The organism is Campylobacter concisus (genome assembly GCF_003048875.2).
Classification (GTDB): domain Bacteria; phylum Campylobacterota; class Campylobacteria; order Campylobacterales; family Campylobacteraceae; genus Campylobacter_A; species Campylobacter_A concisus_AU.
The window spans coordinates 1,362,364-1,377,566 of sequence record NZ_CP049264.1 but is presented as its reverse complement, the minus strand read 5'-3'; the positions used below and the strand labels follow the sequence as shown (position 1 = coordinate 1,377,566).

Genomic DNA, 15,203 nt, shown 5'->3' with positions numbered 1-15,203 from the left:
AAATGGATAGGGTTTTTTTATCTCCACCAAATATGAGTGGAAAAGAGCAAGAATATATAAAAAAAGTTTTTGAAAGCAACTACATAGCGCCACTTGGCGAATATGTCAATAAATTTGAAGATAGCATAAAAAGCTACACTGGCGCCAAAGATGCGCTTGCACTATGCGCTGGAACTGCGGCACTTCACCTAGCACTTCGCGTCCTTGGCGTAAAAGAGGGCGATCTTGTGCTAGCTTCTAGCTTTACTTTCATGGCTTCAGTCTCGCCGATACTTTATGAAAAGGCAACTCCAGTCTTTATAGATAGCGACGAGAGCTGGAATTTAAGCCCAGAGCTACTTAAAAAAGCGATCTCAAATTTACCTAAAAAGCCAAAAGCGCTAGTCGTCACTCATCTTTACGGACAAGCTTCAAAGATGAAAGAAATTTGCGAAATTTGCCAAAATGAAGGCATCGCTTTGGTTGAAGATGCAGCTGAAGCACTTGGTGGATTTTACGGTGGCAAGGCACTTGGCACATTTGGCGTGATGGGCGGATATAGCTTTAATGGCAACAAGATCATCACTACTTCAGGTGGCGGCATGCTAGTTGGAGATAGCGAATTTGTAGAAAAAGCTAGATTTTACAGCACGCAAGCAAGAGAACCGCTACTTCATTACGAGCATAAAGATTATGGCTACAACTACCGCTTAAGTAACGTCCTAGGTGCTATTGGCGTGGCTCAGATGGAAGTTTTAGAAAAGAGAGTCGAGCAAAAGAGAAAAGTCTTTGATATCTATGAAAAAGAGCTTGGAGATATTTTAGAATTTATGCCAGAGCTACCAAATTCTCGTGGAAACAGATGGCTCACGACTGGCGTTTTTGCTAAAAAAGATGCACATTTAAAGGTTATAAAAGCACTAGCTGATGAAAACATCGAGAGCCGCCCACTTTGGAAGCCTATGCACTTGCAGCCTGTCTTTAAAGGTGCGTTAAGCTTTGTCGATGGATATAGCGAAGATCTATTTTCAAGAGGAATTTGCTTGCCAAGCGGCAGCGATATGAGCGAGCAGACACAAGAAAGAGTGATAAAAATAGTCAAGGATAATGCGTAAATGTTTCATGCAACGAAGTTAAAAAGGCTCGTATTTTTCCTTCTTGGCGATGTTTTTATATTTGTTTTTTCGATATATGCGGCTTATCTTTTAAGATTTAACGCCGACATCCCAGACATCTACGTGCAAGGGCTTTTTGTAACGGCTGGATTTTTGATCGTATTTAAGCTCTTTTTTATGTGGATGTTTAAAATTTACAAGGTGCCGTGGAGATTTTTTGGCTTAAATGAGGCTCGTAAAATTTTCCTAGCTCACGTTTGCGCGGCGATCTTATTTACGATCGTATTTTTCATCATACAAGATTTTTTAAATCCTTACCCAAGAAGCGTCATTTTTATCGACCTTCTCATCTCGTGCCTACTCATCGGGCTTTTGAGAATTTCAAAGCGTATGGTGCTTGACTTTTCAAACAGACCTCACAAAGGCGAGCCTTGTATCGTTATAGGTGCAACCTCAAAGGCGCTTCACGTCTTGCGCGGCTTAAAACAGGGCTATCTTGACTACTATGCAGTTGGTGTGGTAGATGGCAGAAGCGATCTTGTTGGCACATATTGTGATGGATTTTTAGTTCAAGATAAAAAAGATATACCAAGCCTTATAAAAGACTACGACGCAAAGACTGCTATCATCGCACTAGCACTTGATCAAGACGAGCTTCAGGCCTTAGTTGATGAGCTAACTGGATATGGCATAAGAGATATGAAGCTCTTTTCGCTTATCGAAAATGAGCCGATCAAAGATATCTCGATCGAAGATTTGCTCGCTAGAAAGCCAAAAGACCTTAATCCAGAAGCTATTTCAAATTTCTTAAAAGATAAAAAAGTGCTTGTCACTGGAGCTGGCGGAAGTATAGGAAGCGAAATTTGTAAGCAGTGCTTGAAATATGGCGTAAGCGAGCTTATAATGGTCGAGCACAGCGAGTTTAACCTTTATAAAATAGGCGAAGATACAAGAGATAAAAGAACTGTTAGCAAGCTTGTAAATATCACAAATTTAAAAGACTTTGAAGAGGTTTTTGAAGAATTTAGACCAGAGATCGTCATCCACGCTGCAGCCTACAAACACGTGCCACTTTGCGAGCTAAATCCTCGCTCAGCAGTTGAAAACAACATCCTTGGCACAAAAAATGCAGTCGATCTTTCTAAAAAATATGGTGCTAAGAAATTTGTCATGATCTCTTCAGACAAGGCAGTGCGTCCAACAAACATAATGGGTACAACTAAGCGTGTTTGCGAGCTTTACGCACTAAATTCAAACGAAGCAGGTGTCTGCGAGATAGTTTGCGTGCGCTTTGGTAATGTCCTTGGCTCAAGTGGCTCAGTCATACCTAAATTTAAAGCGCAGATCGCTGCAAATAAGCCACTAAGCGTCACTCACCCAGAGATCACAAGATACTTTATGCTTACGTCTGAAGCGTGCCAGCTAGTCCTTCAAGCAGCCTCTATCGCAAAAGGTGGAGAGCTTTTCGTGCTTGATATGGGCGAGCCTGTTAAGATCGTCGATCTTGCTAAAAAGATGCTTCTGCTTTCAAATAAAGAGCATCTGGGCATCGAATTTGTAGGGCTTAGACCTGGCGAGAAGCTTTATGAGGAGCTGCTTATCAACAAAGATGACGTTCAAACTAAGTATGAGTCGATCTTTGTGACACACTCGCAGCCTTATGATCTGACCCTTTTAAATTCACAGATAAATGGGCTTTTGCAGCTTGAAGATGACGAGGTAGCACCTGCTCTTAAGGTGATCGTGCCAGAGTTTAACCATGCATTAAATTTAAAAGGCTAGTTTTGGTTATAAAAGATATTAAGAGATTTAGTGACACGAGATACAAGGCAAGGGCGTATATCTGCTATTTATTTAGTAGAAATTTGCCAAACAGACTGCCTGGAGTGTGCTTAGAAAACATAAAAGCTGGCTTTGATAAGATCAGCCACGAGATAGAAAATTTTGATGCACTATACATTTTGGATGAAAATGGCATACAGATCGAAGACTCGATCAGTCTAAATGAAAAGTATAAAATTCCAAAAGGTGAAAACCGCGCAAACAAGGCATACTACTACACCGCTGTGCGCGAGAAAAGGTGCGTTTTAAGCGATCCATATCCATCAAGTCTAAATGGAGGTTTGTGCGTCACAGCAAGCGTGCCTATCTATAATGAAAAAAATGAGCTTAAATTTATCGCTTGCATCGACATAAGCCTAGAAAATATCCTAAATATGGTCGATAGCGGCTTTGTCGAGGAGCATTTTGGTAGATTTCTAAAGACAGTCTATGCGCTCTTTTGTGCATCGCTTTTTATGATCTGCGCATTTTTATTTTGGCACGGCGTAAAGAGCTTTATCTCAAAGAGTATCGAGCATATAAATGTCGAAGAAATTTTTGAATCAACCATCATTTTAACGCTGGCTCTTGCCATTTTTGACCTTGTTAAGACGATATTTGAAGAAGAGGTTTTAGGCAAAAATCACGAAGAAAATAGCGTGATATATAAGACTATGGTTAGATTTATCGGCTCTATCATCATCGCACTTGCAATCGAGGCTCTCATGTTAGTCTTTAAATTTGCTATCACTGCACCTGAAAATATCATAAACGCTATCTATCTAATAGGCGGTGTGGCGATGCTGATGGCGGCACTTAGCTTTTATCTCTTTAGCGTAAAAAGGCAAGAGAACAGATGATTGCTATTATTGATTATGGCGCTGGAAACATCAAAAGCGTGATAAATGCTTTTAAATTTCTTGGACATGAGTGCGTTTTACTAAGTGAGCCCAAGAGTTTAAAAGAGCACTCTCACATCGTTTTACCAGGTGTTGGGGCATTTGGCGAGGCGATGAAGAAACTTAAATTTAACGGCATGGATGAAGCGATAAAAGAGGCTGTAAAAAATGGCAAAGCCTTTATAGGAATTTGCCTTGGTATGCAGCTTTTGTTTGAAAAAAGCTTTGAATTTGGCGAGCATGAGGGGCTTTCTCTTTTGCCAGGAGAGGTTGTTAAATTTGATGAAACTAAATTTGATAAGCCACTAAAGATCCCACATGTTGGCTGGAACACACTCGAGTTTAAACAAAATAGCCCTTTAAGATTAGGATTAAAAGAGCTTGAGTATTTATACTTTGTGCATAGCTACCACGTGGTTTGTGATGATAAATTTGCACTTGCAAAGACAACTTATGGATATGAATTTACAAGTGTGGTGCAGCATGAAAATCTCTTTGGTTTTCAGCCTCATCCAGAAAAAAGTCATGAGGTTGGGCTTAAAATTTTAGAAAATTTTGCGAGGTTATGATGGAAATTTTCCCAGCGATAGATCTAAAAGAGGGGCAGGCAGTTAGGCTTAGTAAAGGGCTCATGCAAAGCGCTAAAATTTATAGCAGTGAGCCAAGTGAGCTTGCTAAGAGGTTTGAAGATTACGGCGCAAAATGGCTGCATGTGGTTGATCTTGACGGAGCATTTGCAGGAGAAGCTATAAATTTTAACACGATCGAAAAGATAGTAAAAGCTACAAATTTAAAGGTGCAAGTGGGTGGCGGCATAAGAGATGAAGAGCGAATAAAGCGCTATTTAGACCTTGGAGTTAGCAGGGTGATCCTTGGCTCAGTTGCTCTTCGTGATCCAGAATTTACAGCAAAAATGGCTGGAATTTACAGGGTCGTAGTTGGCATAGATGCCAAAGATGGCTATGTGGCAGTGCAAGGCTGGGGCGAGGTTTCAAACATAAAAGCAGTCGATCTTGCAAAAAAATTTGCAGATGTGGGTGTAGAAGCTGTGATTTGCACCGATATTAACAAAGACGGAATGCTTGGCGGAGTTAATGTTGATTTTAGCTTGCAAATAGCTAGAAGCAGCAAGCTTGAAACCATAGCAAGTGGCGGTGTGAGCGATATAAACGACATTTTGGCACTTAAAGAGACAAAAGAGATAGCTGGCGTGATCGTTGGTAAAGCTTACTATGAGGGACGACTTGATTTGAAAGATGCTTTCAAACAAGTTGGCTAGCGTTAAAGCTTTTATAAATTTTAATTAGCTAGAATAGGGCAATTTTTACTAAAAGGATATTATGTGAAGATTTTGGTTGTAGATGACAGCTCAACAATGAGAAGGATCATAAAAAATACTTTGCAAAGGTTAGGACATCAAGAAATTCTCGAGGCTGAGCATGGGCTTGAAGCTTGGAATATCTTGACACAAAACGAGGGTATTGAGGTTCTTATTACTGACTGGAACATGCCTGAGATGAATGGTCTTGAGCTTGTTAAAAAGGTAAGGGCTGAGCAAAAATATGTTGATATGCCTATCATAATGGTAACAACAGAGGGCGGAAAAGCCGAGGTTATAACAGCTTTAAAAGCAGGTGTTAATAACTACATCGTTAAACCTTTTACGCCACAAGTTTTAAAAGAGAAGCTTGAAGACGTTCTTGGTTAATGAAAGATAAATTTTACGAATTAAGCATCAAAACATCAAATTTTTATGATGAAATTTTAGAGTTAGTTTTTTCTTTTGGGGTCACCTGTGTAGAAGAGCTAGACCATGAGATCATCATCAGGGAAGAGTATGATCTAAAAGATATAGCTTGGGGTGTCGAAGAGTATGCAAAAGGGCTCTCTAGCGTTCGTAAAATTTCAAATGATTTAAAAATTTCTCTTAATTTAAAAGAAAATAAAGACTGGCTAGGCGAATATAAAAAGGCAGTTAAGCCTATTTTGGTTGATAAAATTTATATTAGACCTAGCTGGGAAGAGCCACTTAATGGCGTAACAAATATAATAATCGACCCAGCTCTAGCCTTTGGCTCAGGGCACCATGAAAGCACAAATTCTTGCTTGCAACTTTTGCAAAAATATGCAAAAAGTGGCGATACCGCTTTAGATGTGGGATGCGGAAGTGGGATATTAAGTATTGCATTAGCAAAGCTTGGCTGCAAGGTCGATGCCTGCGATACGGACGAGCAGGCCACGCAAAGCTCGCTAAGTAACGCTCAGCTAAATGAGGTTAAATTTAATAAAATTTGGACAGGATCTATTGCAAATTTAGAGCAAAAATATGATATCGTCGTAGCAAATATCATTGCTGATGTCATTTTTATGCTCTCAAATGACTTGAAAAAATCGCTTAAAAAGGGCGGCTATTTAGTATTGTCTGGAATTTTGAACAAATACGAAGATAGGATTAAAGATACGTTTAAGGATTTGGAGCTAGTTGAGATAAAACAGGCTAATGATTGGGTTAGCTTTGTTTATAAGGAAATGGATGAATAATCAAAATAATAACCAAAATAATGGCGATAATAACGGGTTTTTCAACAAAAATCCCATCTTTATCTTTGCTATTTTTGCGATAGTTATAGTTCTAGCTTTTAGAAGCTTTAGTGGCGACGGACTAGGCGGTACTTTTGGGCTTGGTAGCAACGCTCAAAGCAAGATGATAGCTTATTCTGAATTTAAGGATATGCTAAAAAATAAGCAGCTAAATGAAGTTGCGATATCTGAAACTACGATAAAAGGCGTTGGTAATGACAAAACCATCTACCTCGCAAAGCGGATAAATGATCCAACGCTCATTGGCATACTTGAGCAAAACGGCATAACTTACAGCGTTTATAGCGAAAATAACTGGTTTGGAGATCTTATATTTTCATGGATCATACCGGTGTTTATATTTTTTGCTATTTGGATGTTTATCGCTAGTCGTATGCAAAAGAATATCGGCGGTGGCATACTAGGCATAGGAAGTGCAAAAAAGCTTATAAATTCTGAAAAACCAAAAGTTAAATTTGACGATGTTGCAGGCGTAGAAGAGGCAAAAGAAGAGGTTCAAGAGATAGTTGATTATCTAAAGAGCCCAGATAAATACCTAAGACTTGGAGCTAAAATTCCAAAAGGCATTTTACTAGTTGGTCCTCCAGGTACTGGTAAAACGCTTCTTGCAAGAGCAGTTGCGGGCGAGGCTAGCGTGCCATTTTTCTCTATGTCGGCATCAAGCTTTATAGAGATGTTTGTTGGCGTTGGCGCAAGTAGGGTTAGAGACCTTTTTGAAAATGCAAAAAAAGAGGCCCCAGCGATTGTATTTATAGATGAGATCGATGCGATCGGTAAGAGCAGAAATTCTGGTCCGATGGGTGGCAATGATGAGAGAGAGCAAACGCTAAATCAGCTTCTTTCTGAGATGGACGGCTTTGATGCAGATAAGTCGCCAGTCATCGTTATAGCTGCTACAAATAGACCTGAAGTTTTAGATGCTGCACTTTTAAGACCGGGTAGATTTGACAGGCAAGTGCTTGTTGATAAGCCTGATTTTAAAGGACGTTGCGACATCTTAAAAGTCCATATGAAAGATGTGAAAATCGGCAAAGATGTAAATATCGAGGATATCGCAAGGCTTACTACTGGTTTAGCAGGTGCTGATCTTGAAAATATCATAAATGAGGCCGCACTTCTTGCAGGACGTAAGTCAAAGACTTTTGTCCAGCAGGCTGATCTGGTAGAGGCTGTCGAGAGATCGATAGCTGGTTTAGAGAAAAAATCACGCCGTGTAAATCCAAAAGAGAAAAAGATAGTCACTTACCATGAAAGCGGCCATGCCTTGATAGCTGAGCTAACAAAAGGTGCAAAAAGAGTGACAAAGGTCTCAGTCGTGCCACGTGGTCTTGCAGCGCTTGGCTATACGCTAAATACACCTGAAGAGAATAAATTTATGATGCAAAAGCATGAACTGCTTGCAGAAGTCGATGTACTTTTGGCTGGTAGGGCTGCTGAAGAGGTCTTTATAAAAGAGATATCAACTGGAGCTAGCAACGACCTAGAGCGTGCAACTGATATCATAAAAGCTATGGTTAGCATGTATGGTATGAGTGATGTTGCCGGTCTTATGGTGCTTGAAAAGCAACGCGCAACATTTTTAAACGGCGGACAAAGCATAAAAGACTATAGCGACAAGATGGCTGAAAAGGTCGATGAGTTTGTAAAAACGCTTCTTCATGAGAGATATACAGCTGTGCTTGGTCTTCTTGAAATTTATAAAGGCGCCATTGAAAACATGGTTTCAGCACTTTATGAAGAGGAGACCATTGAGGGAAAAAGAGTTAGAGAGATCATCAAAAACTACGAAGAAGAAAATGGTCTTGTAAGCAGGCTTGTAGAGCTTGAAGAAGAGGAAAAAGGCAAAAAAGAGGAATAAAAATGAGTGGCTACATCGCAAAAGCAGGGTATAAATTTATATTATTCTTTTTGATTTTATTTGCTATATCTGCATTGTTTGGTATTGTGCCACTATTTTTTCTAGCACTGTTTCTTTTAACTCTATATTTTTTTAGAGACCCTGAAAGAGAGCCTTTTACTGATGATAAACTAGCCTTACTTTCGCCCATAGATGGTAAGATAAAAGAGATTAGCGTTTCAAATTTTGATGATAAAGAGGTGGCTAAGATAGTTATCTCAAAGCCATTTTTTGGAGTAGGCACGCTAAGGGCTATAAGCGATGCTAACGTCACTGAAGTTAAAAGAAGGCATGGACTCTTTTTGTGCCAGGCGATGAAAATTTCAGAGATGCTAAATGAAAGAGCGATAATTCGTTTTGAAAAAGGAAATATCAAATTTGCTATGAAGATCATAGCTGGAGCTTTTAGTAGAAGTTTAGAAATTTATAACATTACCAGTCTAAAAGCCTCTAGAAAATTTGGCTTTTTAGGAAGCGGCGAAGTGATTTTATACTTGCCAAGAGATACTAAAATTTGCGTAAGCGTTGGCGAGAGCGTTAAAGCTGCTTCGCTTCTTGGATACTTTGAAGAGGAAAAATAAAATGAATAGCATACAAAAAATGCAGTTAATGTATATCTTGCCAAATTTATTTACCGCAGCAAGCGCTTTTTTGGGCGTTATAAGCATTATTTCATCTATTCAGGGAAATTATTTTAAAGCTATTATTTACATCATTCTTTCACTGATTTTAGACGGACTTGATGGGCGCGTGGCAAGACTTACAAAGACTACAAGTAAATTTGGTGTGGAGTTTGATAGCCTTGCAGACCTTGTAGCATTTGGTGTGGCTCCAGCGATTTTATTTTATCTAACAGTTGGTGCAAAATTTGGCAGATTTGGTGCGCTAATAGCAGCTATGTTTGTAGTCTTTGGAGCTATTAGATTAGCTCGTTTTAATGTCACTACCGGCACATATGAGCCAAATGTTTTCATCGGACTTCCTATACCATCAGCAGCCATCATCGGAGTGCTTTGGGTTGGTGTTTATCTAAAGCATGAATTTTTATATGGTTTTGAGTGGTGCTTGATATTGCTTGAAGCAGTTTTGGCTATCTTGATGGTTAGCAACATCCGCTATCCAAGCTTTAAAAAGATGAATTTAAAACAAACTCATGTTATGCGAATTTTAGTAGCACTTGTAGTTATATTTTCTATGCTTTATCTATATCCTTACGAGAGTGCGACCTTTTTTATGAGCGTTTATATGCTTTATGGTATTATTAGAGCGGCGATAATGTTTAGTAAAAATCACAAAAAAAAGGAGAGCGAATGAGCGAAAATGGCATAATAAAATCGCGTAAATTTTTACCAAAAATCGAAATCAAAAACTCTCTACTGCTGCTACTTAGGTAGCAAATTCTTCTTTACTTAACTCATTAAATTTAAATATAAAAAATTATAAAAGGACAAAAAATGGATAAAAATAAAATTATAATCTTTGATACGACTTTAAGAGATGGCGAGCAAAGCCCAGGAGCTTCTATGAATACAGCTGAAAAGCTTCAGATCGCACTTCAGCTTGAAAGGCTTGGTGTGGATGTGATGGAGGCTGGATTTGCAGCGGCTAGCCCAGGGGACTTTGACGCGGTAAATCAGATCGCAAAGCAAGCTTCAAACATCACTGTCTGCTCGCTTGCACGTGCGGTTGAGCGTGATATCAAGGCAGCTGGCGAGGCACTAGCTCCAGCAAAAAACAAAAGAATTCACACCTTCATAGCAACAAGCCCGATCCACATGCAGTACAAGCTAAAAATGAGCCCAGACGAGGTGATCAGGCGTGCAGTTGAGGCGGTGCAATACTCAAAAACGTTTTGCGATGACGTAGAGTTTAGCTGCGAGGATGCATGCAGAAGTGAGATGAGCTTTTTAAAAGAAATTTGCGACGCAGCGATAAACGCAGGGGCAAAAACTATAAACATCCCTGATACGGTTGGCTACTTGTATCCAGAGGAGATCACAGCTCGCATTAGCGAAATAGTAAAATTTATAGGTGGTAGAGCGGTAGTTTCGGTGCATAACCACAACGATCTAGGCATGGCTACGGCAAATTCGCTAGCTGCTATAAAGGCTGGAGCAAGGCAGGTTGAAGGCACGATAAATGGCATCGGCGAGCGCGCTGGAAACGCTGCACTTGAAGAGATCGTGATGGCTATCAAAACTCGCCAGGACGTCTTTGCGCCGCTTTACACAGGCATCATCTCAAAAGAAATTTATCCGACTTCAAGACTGATCGCTAGTATCACAGGCATTGAGCCGCAGCCAAACAAAGCTATCGTTGGCAAAAACGCCTTCGCGCACGAGAGTGGCATCCACCAAGACGGCGTACTAAAGCACAAAGAGACTTACGAGATCATCAGTGCTGAGAGCATCGGCTTAGAGAAAAACTCGCTCGTTCTTGGCAAGCACAGCGGTCGCCATGCGTTTAAAGATAAGCTTGCTAGCCTTGGATTTGACCTTGATAGCGATGCGCTTAATAAGGCGTTTGAGAAATTTAAAGACTTGGCAGATAAGAAAAAAGAGATATTTGACGATGATATAAGAGCGCTTGTTGCAGAGGAGATCACCAAGATCCCGCAAGCTTACGAGATCACGGACTTGCTTCAAAGTAGCGGTGGCAGCTTAGCAAGTGCCTCTATGAGTATCAAGCACAACGACGAGGTTATCAGCGACTCAGCCCTTGGCAATGGCACAGCAGATGCGATATTTAAGGTAGTTGATCGCATCAGCGGCATTAATGGCACGCTAAAAGACTACAAGGTCACAGCTGTTTCTCAGGGCAAAGACGCTCTTGCAAAGGTCGATGTAAAAGTCGAGTTTGAGGGCAAGACAGCCGTAATGGGTCACGGACTTGATATCGATACGATGATGGCAAGCGCTAAAGCCTATGTCGGCGCACTAAATAGCTACCTTCGCATCCATAAAAACTAAAATTTTAGCTGGCTGCTAAATTTGCAGCTGGCTAATTTAAATTTAGCTACTCTTTAAATTTGCTGCGTTTTTTTAAAATTTAAACTCTCACTCACCCACAAGAGTTGACTACTAAAATTTGGCTTTGCTTATCGCTTAGCTCAAATTTTAGAGCCGAAATTACTCGTTCATAAAATTTTAAAATTTGCCTGACTTCTTTTAGCGCACTTGTCTATACACTTTACAAGCTTATGCAAATTTCTGTCATTGCGCTAAATTTAAACAAATTTTAATAGATAAATGCCGATAATTAGGGCTTTAAATCACTTTAAAGGATAGACATGAAAAAGATCTTTGCTCTTTTACTGACAGCTTTTGTTGCTCTTTGTGCAAACGAGCTAAAATTTGGTACTGCGGCAAACTACCCGCCATTTGAATACATCGATGAAAACAACAAAATAACAGGCTTTGACATCGATCTGATAGATGAAATTTCAAAGCGTGCCGGCTTTTCATACAAGATCATAAATATGAGCTTTGATGGCCTCATCCCAGCGCTTAAAGCTGGCAAGATAAATGGCATCATAAGTGCGATGAGCGCGACTCCTGATAGACTAAAGTCGATTGACTTTACAAAGCCATACTACCTAACTGAAAACATCTACCTAAAGAAAAAAGGCAACGACGCTTTAAAAGCCAAAGAGGAGCTAGCTGGCAAAAAGGTAGGCGTGCAACAAGGCACCATCCAAGAGCTAGCTGCAAATGCGATAAATGGCGCAAAAGTAGTGCCTTCAGAAGATACTGTGCCGCTTATAATGGGGCTAAAAGTTGGCAAATTTGACGCAGTCATCCTTGATAGCTCGATCGGCTATGGCTTTATCAAGAAAAACCCTGAAATAGAGGCATTTTTCAAAGAGGTTGATGGTAGCGAAGGCTTTTCAATCGCTTTTGACAAAAACAAAGAGAGCGAGCTTATCGCTAAGATAAATCAAATTTTAGATGAGATGAAAAAAGACGGCAGCTACGACGCACTGCTTAAAAAATACGAACTAAAATAACACCTCCCAACTAGCCTGCAAATTTAGCAGGCTAGCTTTATCTTGCGTTTTAAAATTTATACTAAAATCCGCTTTTACATAGAAATTTAAAGGACGGATTATGAGAAAAATTCTGCTACTTTTGTGCCTAGCGCTTAGCCTCTTTGCCTTGCAAAATGACAAAGATATGCTAAGTGGCGAGCTAAAAAACGGGCTTAAATACTACATAAAAGAGAATAAACTCCCGCAAAATACAGCCATCTTTTACCTAGTCGTAAACTCAGGCTCGACCGATGAGAGAGAGGGCGAGCAGGGGCTTGCGCACTTTTTGGAGCACATGGCGTTTAATGGCAGCCGCGACTTTAGCAAAAATGAGCTCATTAAACAGCTTGAGAGCCTTGGGGTTAAATTTGGCGCTGATCTAAACGCGCAAACAAGCTACGATCAGACGAGCTACACGCTAAGCATAAATGTAAATGAGAAAAATTTAAAGGACGTTTTTAAGGTCTTTTCAAACTGGATCGATGGCGTGAAGATCGACGCAGGCGAGCTTGATAAGGAGCGTGGCGTCATAATGGAGGAGGAGCGCCAGCGAAACACGCCAGCATATAGGCTCTATCTTGCCCAAAGTAAGGACATCTTTGCAGGTAGCATCTATCAAAAAAGAGTGCCTATAGGCGATATGAACGTGATAAAAAGCGTGGATGTTAAGCACATGCAAGAGTTTTACGAGAGGCTTTACCAGCCAAGATTTATGAGTTTTGTGGCTGTTGGCGACTTTGATAAAAACGAGATAAAAGCTCTGGTAGAGAAAAACTTTAGCGCAGCAAAAAACAGCAACTCATACGTCCATCCAGACAAAAGCATCGCTTTTAAAGATGGGCTAAACGTCTTTAACTACGACGCAAACGAGACGGCGGCTCAGTTTGTAAGACTTAGCTTTTTTGATAAATTTAAGCCGGTCTCAAACGAGGCTGATGTGAAGCGAAATTTAAAAGATGCGCTAATAGCAAGCCTTATAAATATGCTTTATGAGCAAAAAAATGCAAATAATTCATCAAATTTAAGTGTTGATTTTATGGTGCAAACGCTTCAAGCAAAGCAAAAAATTTATAGCTTTGAGGCAAATGTGATCGGAGATGATTTTAACGCTAGCCTTAAAGATATGTTAAGCGTTTTAAAGGGCATTGAGAAATTTGGCTTTAATAAAGGCGATTTTGCCGATGTGAAAAAGGCGTTTGTGGCAAACGTAGAGGCTAAATTTAAACGCTCAAAAACTAAAAAATCAAGCGTTTATGCAGGTGAAATTTTAAATATGATCGAAAATGGCGGCTTTGTGCTAAGCGATGAAGATAGCAAAAACCTTAGTCTAAAGCTCTTAAACGAGATCACGCTAGAGGATGTTAATGCTAGATTTAAGCAAATTTTAGCCATACCTGATGAGCGCGTGAGGGTCTTTAGCAAAGATGGCTTTAAACTTAGCAAAGATGCCTTTTTGAAGCTAAAAGATGAGGCTAGCCCTTACGATACAAATTTAGTTAGCCAGAGCCTAAATAAGAGCCTTGGCAATGAAAATTTAGAGCCAAAAGATATAGTCTCTAGCGAATTTGACCAAAAGCATGGCATCTATACTTATAAGCTGCCAAATGGCTCGCAAGTCATCTTTAAGCCACTAGCCACCAAAAAAGATAGCATCTTGTTCGCAGCCATTAGCAAGGGTGGCACTTCAGATCTAGCTGATCCTAAGCTTGGTGGCTTTGCAGTTGCGCTCACAAATGAAAGTGGCGTTGGTAAATTTAACAACTACGAGCTTTCAAAGGTGCTAAACGACAAGATAGTAAGCTACGAAAAGAGCATAGAGGCGCTTACACAGGGCATTTACGGCTCTTCAAGCAGTGGCGATCTTAGCTCGCTGCTAGCTGTTATAAATTTAGAGTTTAGCTCGCCAAGAGCCGATGCAAACGTGCTTGAGAGGATAAAGCAAAGAGCAAAAGATGAGCTAGCTAAAGAGCAAAATTTACCTGAATATAAATTTAGCACCGAATTTAGCAAGTTTTTTTACGAAAATAATAAGCGTGTAGCGCCCATCGAGATGGCGCAGATCGACGCGCTAAAGCTAAATGAGCTAAAAGAGATCATCAAAGATAAATTTACAAACGCAGCCTCATACACCTTCGTAATCATCGGCGACACCGACGAGAAGAGGCTTTTGCCACTTGTTAAAAAGTATATCGCTACCTTGCCAAAGCTTGGCGAGGCTGAAAATTTTAAAGATGACGGCGTGCGAAGCATCAAGGGAGAGCACACCTTTAAAAGGGAGTATCAAAGCACAAAAAGAAGCGATGTGAGCGTGGATATAATAAATTTAGATACAAAATACAGCTTCAAAGAGGTGATCAAGCTAAGAGCGCTAAGCTCGGTCTTAAAAACAGCGCTTCGTGAAAAGATCAGAGAAGACAAAGGCCAAACATACGGCTTTAGCCTAAACGCCAAGCTCTCACGCTATCCGTATGAGCACTCAAAGGCGGTGATCGGCTTTACTTGCGACCCTGCAAACACGGATAAGATCATCGCCGAGATAAAGGAGATAATAGCTAACATCAAGCGTGATGGCGCACTCTTGCCAAAACATTTGGAGGATTTTAAGGCGCAGAGTGAAATTTCTATAAAGAAAGACTATGAAAAGCCTGAGTTTTGGCAAAATCTCATCATCTCAAATAAAATTTTTAACACGCCACTTTACACGGCTGATGAGTATATAGATGCGGTCAAAGCGGTCACAAATGACGATATCAAAGAGGCTGCTAGGCTATATCTTGATGAGAAAAATATGGTGATAAGCATAAATAATCCGAAGTAGAAATTTTTTTGGAGGGCTAGGCTGGCTGGCTTTTTAAATTTAATCC

13 protein-coding genes are annotated in these 15,203 nt (G+C 40.1%); all 13 read left to right on the top strand.

The genetic code is table 11. The annotated features are described in order from the left end of the window. The first annotated feature begins 2 nt into the window (after positions 1-2). The 13 genes from pglE (at position 3) to CVT07_RS06835 (ending at position 15,157) form a co-directional block, all read left to right on the top strand. Positions 3-1,094, top strand: coding sequence for a UDP-N-acetylbacillosamine transaminase (pglE, locus tag CVT07_RS06895; RefSeq protein WP_107936317.1), 1,092 nt, complete (start codon positions 3-5; stop codon positions 1,092-1,094). Further along, a complete protein-coding gene (gene pglF / locus CVT07_RS06890) occupies positions 1,095-2,876 on the top strand; it encodes a UDP-N-acetylglucosamine 4,6-dehydratase (configuration-retaining) (RefSeq protein ID WP_012140180.1) in 1,782 nt (593 codons plus the stop codon). A gap of 2 nt (positions 2,877-2,878) precedes the next feature. Beyond that, complete coding sequence (locus CVT07_RS06885) at positions 2,879-3,775, top strand: PDC sensor domain-containing protein (protein WP_009294679.1); 897 nt, start codon at positions 2,879-2,881, stop codon at positions 3,773-3,775. After that, positions 3,772-4,383, top strand: coding sequence for an imidazole glycerol phosphate synthase subunit HisH (gene hisH, locus CVT07_RS06880; protein WP_107936315.1), 612 nt, complete (start codon positions 3,772-3,774; stop codon positions 4,381-4,383). Before CVT07_RS06885 ends, hisH begins: the two co-directional genes overlap by 4 nt. Beyond that, entirely contained in the window at positions 4,383-5,093 is a 711-nt protein-coding gene (gene hisA / locus CVT07_RS06875; protein ID WP_021083681.1) for a 1-(5-phosphoribosyl)-5-[(5-phosphoribosylamino)methylideneamino]imidazole-4-carboxamide isomerase, read from the top strand. The genes hisH and hisA overlap by 1 nt, the downstream gene beginning before the upstream one ends. Before the next feature lie 63 nt (positions 5,094-5,156). Continuing rightward, the gene (locus CVT07_RS06870; protein ID WP_002939933.1) at positions 5,157-5,522 is read left to right on the top strand and encodes a chemotaxis response regulator CheY; all 366 of its coding nucleotides are present in this window, start codon (positions 5,157-5,159) and stop codon (positions 5,520-5,522) included. Beyond that, a complete protein-coding gene (locus CVT07_RS06865; protein WP_087581519.1) occupies positions 5,522-6,355 on the top strand; it encodes a 50S ribosomal protein L11 methyltransferase in 834 nt (277 codons plus the stop codon). The genes CVT07_RS06870 and CVT07_RS06865 overlap by 1 nt, the downstream gene beginning before the upstream one ends. Further along, positions 6,348-8,273, top strand: a complete 1,926-nt coding sequence (ftsH, locus tag CVT07_RS06860; RefSeq protein ID WP_107936313.1) for an ATP-dependent zinc metalloprotease FtsH — start codon at positions 6,348-6,350, stop codon at positions 8,271-8,273. The genes CVT07_RS06865 and ftsH overlap by 8 nt, the downstream gene beginning before the upstream one ends. A 2-nt stretch (positions 8,274-8,275) precedes the next feature. Next, the gene (locus tag CVT07_RS06855) at positions 8,276-8,893 is read left to right on the top strand and encodes a phosphatidylserine decarboxylase (RefSeq protein WP_107936311.1); all 618 of its coding nucleotides are present in this window, start codon (positions 8,276-8,278) and stop codon (positions 8,891-8,893) included. 1 nt (position 8,894) lies between these two features. Continuing rightward, a complete protein-coding gene (gene pssA, locus CVT07_RS06850; protein WP_107936309.1) occupies positions 8,895-9,626 on the top strand; it encodes a CDP-diacylglycerol--serine O-phosphatidyltransferase in 732 nt (243 codons plus the stop codon). A gap of 140 nt (positions 9,627-9,766) precedes the next feature. Beyond that, positions 9,767-11,281, top strand: a complete 1,515-nt coding sequence (locus CVT07_RS06845; protein ID WP_107936307.1) for a 2-isopropylmalate synthase — start codon at positions 9,767-9,769, stop codon at positions 11,279-11,281. Positions 11,282-11,601: 320 nt separating this feature from the next. Continuing rightward, positions 11,602-12,318 (top strand): basic amino acid ABC transporter substrate-binding protein, encoded by a 717-nt coding sequence (locus CVT07_RS06840; RefSeq protein ID WP_087583725.1) that lies wholly within the window; start codon positions 11,602-11,604, stop codon positions 12,316-12,318. Positions 12,319-12,418: 100 nt separating this feature from the next. After that, positions 12,419-15,157, top strand: coding sequence for a M16 family metallopeptidase (locus CVT07_RS06835; RefSeq protein ID WP_107936305.1), 2,739 nt, complete (start codon positions 12,419-12,421; stop codon positions 15,155-15,157). Positions 15,158-15,203: the final 46 nt, after the last annotated feature.

What these genes read in the sequence shown, in the direction of transcription:
- pglE (WP_107936317.1), top strand. Translation starts at nt 3, where the DNA reads ATGGATAGGGTTTTTTTATCTCCACCAAATATGAGTGGAAAAGAGCAA.
- pglF (WP_012140180.1), top strand. Translation starts at nt 1,095, where the DNA reads ATGTTTCATGCAACGAAGTTAAAAAGGCTCGTATTTTTCCTTCTTGGC.
- hisH (WP_107936315.1), top strand. Translation starts at nt 3,772, where the DNA reads ATGATTGCTATTATTGATTATGGCGCTGGAAACATCAAAAGCGTGATA.
- hisA (WP_021083681.1), top strand. Translation starts at nt 4,383, where the DNA reads ATGGAAATTTTCCCAGCGATAGATCTAAAAGAGGGGCAGGCAGTTAGG.
- CVT07_RS06865 (WP_087581519.1), top strand. Translation starts at nt 5,522, where the DNA reads ATGAAAGATAAATTTTACGAATTAAGCATCAAAACATCAAATTTTTAT.
- ftsH (WP_107936313.1), top strand. Translation starts at nt 6,348, where the DNA reads ATGAATAATCAAAATAATAACCAAAATAATGGCGATAATAACGGGTTT.
- CVT07_RS06855 (WP_107936311.1), top strand. Translation starts at nt 8,276, where the DNA reads ATGAGTGGCTACATCGCAAAAGCAGGGTATAAATTTATATTATTCTTT.
- pssA (WP_107936309.1), top strand. Translation starts at nt 8,895, where the DNA reads ATGAATAGCATACAAAAAATGCAGTTAATGTATATCTTGCCAAATTTA.
- CVT07_RS06845 (WP_107936307.1), top strand. Translation starts at nt 9,767, where the DNA reads ATGGATAAAAATAAAATTATAATCTTTGATACGACTTTAAGAGATGGC.
- CVT07_RS06840 (WP_087583725.1), top strand. Translation starts at nt 11,602, where the DNA reads ATGAAAAAGATCTTTGCTCTTTTACTGACAGCTTTTGTTGCTCTTTGT.
- CVT07_RS06835 (WP_107936305.1), top strand. Translation starts at nt 12,419, where the DNA reads ATGAGAAAAATTCTGCTACTTTTGTGCCTAGCGCTTAGCCTCTTTGCC.